5 protein-coding genes are annotated in these 2,533 nt (G+C 37.7%); all 5 read left to right on the forward strand.

The annotated features are described in order from the left end of the window. Positions 1-124: 124 nt before the first annotated feature. The 5 genes from N475_RS22590 to N475_RS22610 all read left to right on the forward strand — a co-directional run bounded on the left by N475_RS22590 (position 125) and on the right by N475_RS22610 (position 2,261). Positions 125-481 carry an Imm8 family immunity protein gene (locus N475_RS22590; RefSeq protein ID WP_063366005.1) on the forward strand — a complete coding sequence of 119 codons (357 nt, stop codon included), beginning with the start codon at positions 125-127 and terminating at the stop codon, positions 479-481. A gap of 123 nt (positions 482-604) precedes the next feature. Next, a complete protein-coding gene (locus N475_RS22595; protein ID WP_063366006.1) occupies positions 605-829 on the forward strand; it encodes a hypothetical protein in 225 nt (74 codons plus the stop codon). 103 nt (positions 830-932) lie between these two features. Next, positions 933-1,268 (forward strand): hypothetical protein, encoded by a 336-nt coding sequence (locus N475_RS22600; RefSeq protein ID WP_155732617.1) that lies wholly within the window; start codon positions 933-935, stop codon positions 1,266-1,268. An 82-nt stretch (positions 1,269-1,350) separates the two neighbouring features. Beyond that, entirely contained in the window at positions 1,351-1,755 is a 405-nt protein-coding gene (locus N475_RS25770) for a DUF5412 family protein (protein ID WP_063366008.1), read from the forward strand. Between the two features lie 107 nt (positions 1,756-1,862). Next, positions 1,863-2,261, forward strand: a complete 399-nt coding sequence (locus tag N475_RS22610) for a hypothetical protein (RefSeq protein ID WP_063366009.1) — start codon at positions 1,863-1,865, stop codon at positions 2,259-2,261. Positions 2,262-2,533 lie beyond the last annotated feature (272 nt).

A 2,533-nucleotide genomic window follows, 5' to 3' on the forward strand; every position in this document is an offset into this window, starting at 1 on the left:
CAGCGGCTTCGTTCAACAAGCCAATTGAGTGCGGGACTGCTAAAGCTTGGCTCAGTTCCGCTCTGCTACACAGTTTAGCCAAGCGTTGTCAGCTCCTTATTGGGGCGTTAAACCTAGAGATACTATGAATATCGAGTTACTCGGAATATCAAGTGATCAATTAGAACCATCAACCTCCGGTTATCCTAGTGATTGGGAGGAATTTGATGTTCTTATGGAATTAGACTTGTGCTTTGAAAATCATCAAACCGATAGCGTGTTTTTTGAATTCTATGTAGCCTCTCCCAAGGCAATTGAAAATCGGACTATAAATTCATTTATGCCACCGACATTGGTGCTCGAAGAGTTTGATTGGAATGTTATTAAGCGTCATATTTCAAAGTTGCTTTTACATGCAAATGGCAGCAATTCGTGGGCAGAAGTTGTAACAAGGCTTTCTGGACAAATTAAGCCAACTAGTTTGAGTTGTTTTCCGTTCTAGGTATCTCCAACAAGTTAATTAAACAATGGACGCAAAACAGCAGGCTTGCGCTCATTCTTCGCTTAGTTTAGCCTGCTATTTTCCGTCGTTTGTTAAGCGTTATGCTTCAATTAGGAGAGTCGCATGGAGAAAGTAGCTAGTCTTGAAAGCCATTTAGATATGTGGATGACTGATACATGCAATAGATATCTTAATGTTTTAACTGAACTGGGTGTGGTTGATAAGAAAAAAGCATCCAAACTGTCGAAACAAATTCTAGAAAAACGAAACGAAATGCTAGACGAATACATACCGGTTTTCGTAGAAGGAACTTTCAAACTTCTTGAAAATAAAGATGTTGAAACTTAAAAAACATAACAAAGCGGTTAATTTCGTTCGCTGTGCTCACTGGAATAGCTTACACACCGCTTTGCTCTGTTCCAGCTGCCTATTACCGCGGCATGGGGTGCACATGCGAATTCTTCTATTTTTGGTGATATTCTCTACCTTAGGTTGCTCAGTACCGACAGATTTCAACTATAAGCCTGTGAAATTTGGTACATACGAAGAAGGTTACGATGAAAAGACGCTTGAAAATGGTGTTAATGTACTAAAAATTATTTCTACGCAAAATCATAGTCGTGAAGTTTTAGAGCATTTTTTTCATTTCAGGGCTGCTGAAAAATGTAAAGGGAATAATTATCAACTTTTTGAGTTTGCTGAAATGATTGATATATGTGCTGATGTAAAATGTTTTGAATCAGCGGTGTATGGCAAGTATAAATGCACACAACAAGTCAATCAATAAGTACATAAAATTATAGGCTTGCTGCTAGGCGGCAGTGTAGCCTATAATTTTCTGACTATTATTAAAGCGTTAGCTGTATTAAATGGACTTCATAATAAAGCTTATAGTGAGGCTAGGTATTTTCGCTGGGGTAATCTCTACCATTTTTATCGTATGGGTATATTTTACTCTTCCCGATATGTGTGGCAATTATCTCCATACGGAAACATATTCACCAGATAGCAAAAGGCGGGTAGTAGTGTTCCAGCGTGATTGTGGTGCAACTACGGGGTTTTCTACTCAGGTTTCCGTTTTAGGTGCAGATGTTGAGTTACTAAATGATTCAGGCAATATACTCATTATACCAGGGCATCCAAACGAAGTGGCACCAAATGTAGAGTGGTTGGATAACTCTACAATAAAGATATTTCACAGGCTTACTGGAAATGAATATCTATCAGAAACTAGTTACGGATGGATTAATAAAATTGCAGTTAAATATGAGTAGTCATACAGCTAACAAACGCATCAACGCATTGAATAATAAAATTTTGCTTGGTACGTGCCTTACCAATTTTAGCCAAACATTATTAGCCCGTTATACGAGGCATTATCATGTTAGGAACTATATGCATCAATCTTGATTCATTTGAAATATTGAACTTTGAGTTAGGAAGTAGCACGAACCTACTTGATGGAAATCATCAAAACGGAAGTGTTAGCTTTTATATCGAAGATTCAATTATCAAAAGTTTAGTTGTACGACTTAATGAGTTCTACTCTAAAGGGGAGACTTACGAAGGTAGCCTTGTATTTAATGGCGAAACAATTGTAGTGAGTAAACAGTTTCAACCAGTTCATATCCTTGGCCGTTTCACACACCAAACAGATCATTGGGATGATGGAGTTGAGGTAAATTATCAATTTCAAGTGCAAAAGGCTACTATCGAATTTAGTTGGCATTGGCAAGCCGGTACTTTAGTGCCTAACTATATAAGTATTGAAATTGATTAGTGTAAAGCATGCTAACAAGTTAATTAGTAAGGATAAAAACAGTTGGCTTTGTTCGTAGTTCATAAATTATAGCCAACTATTTTTAGCTGTTTATTTGCGGCGTTAACTGCCACAAGGAGAATCATGCAAAGAATTTTAGTTTTACTGATTGCGTTAGGAAGCTTTTGGGGTTCTACCTAGCTTTCAGGTGGCAGCATTGGAGTAAGTTCTCAGTGTGTAAGCGGACAATGTTTAGTCAGTGCTTCTACATCTTGTTGTGGTTCAATAAACCC

The sequence above is a fragment of the Pseudoalteromonas luteoviolacea DSM 6061 genome, from assembly GCF_001625655.1.
Lineage (GTDB): Bacteria > Pseudomonadota > Gammaproteobacteria > Enterobacterales > Alteromonadaceae > Pseudoalteromonas > Pseudoalteromonas luteoviolacea.

What these genes read in the sequence shown, in the direction of transcription:
- N475_RS22600 (WP_155732617.1), top strand. Translation starts at nt 933, where the DNA reads ATGCGAATTCTTCTATTTTTGGTGATATTCTCTACCTTAGGTTGCTCA.
- N475_RS22595 (WP_063366006.1), top strand. Translation starts at nt 605, where the DNA reads ATGGAGAAAGTAGCTAGTCTTGAAAGCCATTTAGATATGTGGATGACT.
- N475_RS22610 (WP_063366009.1), top strand. Translation starts at nt 1,863, where the DNA reads ATGTTAGGAACTATATGCATCAATCTTGATTCATTTGAAATATTGAAC.
- N475_RS25770 (WP_063366008.1), top strand. Translation starts at nt 1,351, where the DNA reads ATGGACTTCATAATAAAGCTTATAGTGAGGCTAGGTATTTTCGCTGGG.
- N475_RS22590 (WP_063366005.1), top strand. Translation starts at nt 125, where the DNA reads ATGAATATCGAGTTACTCGGAATATCAAGTGATCAATTAGAACCATCA.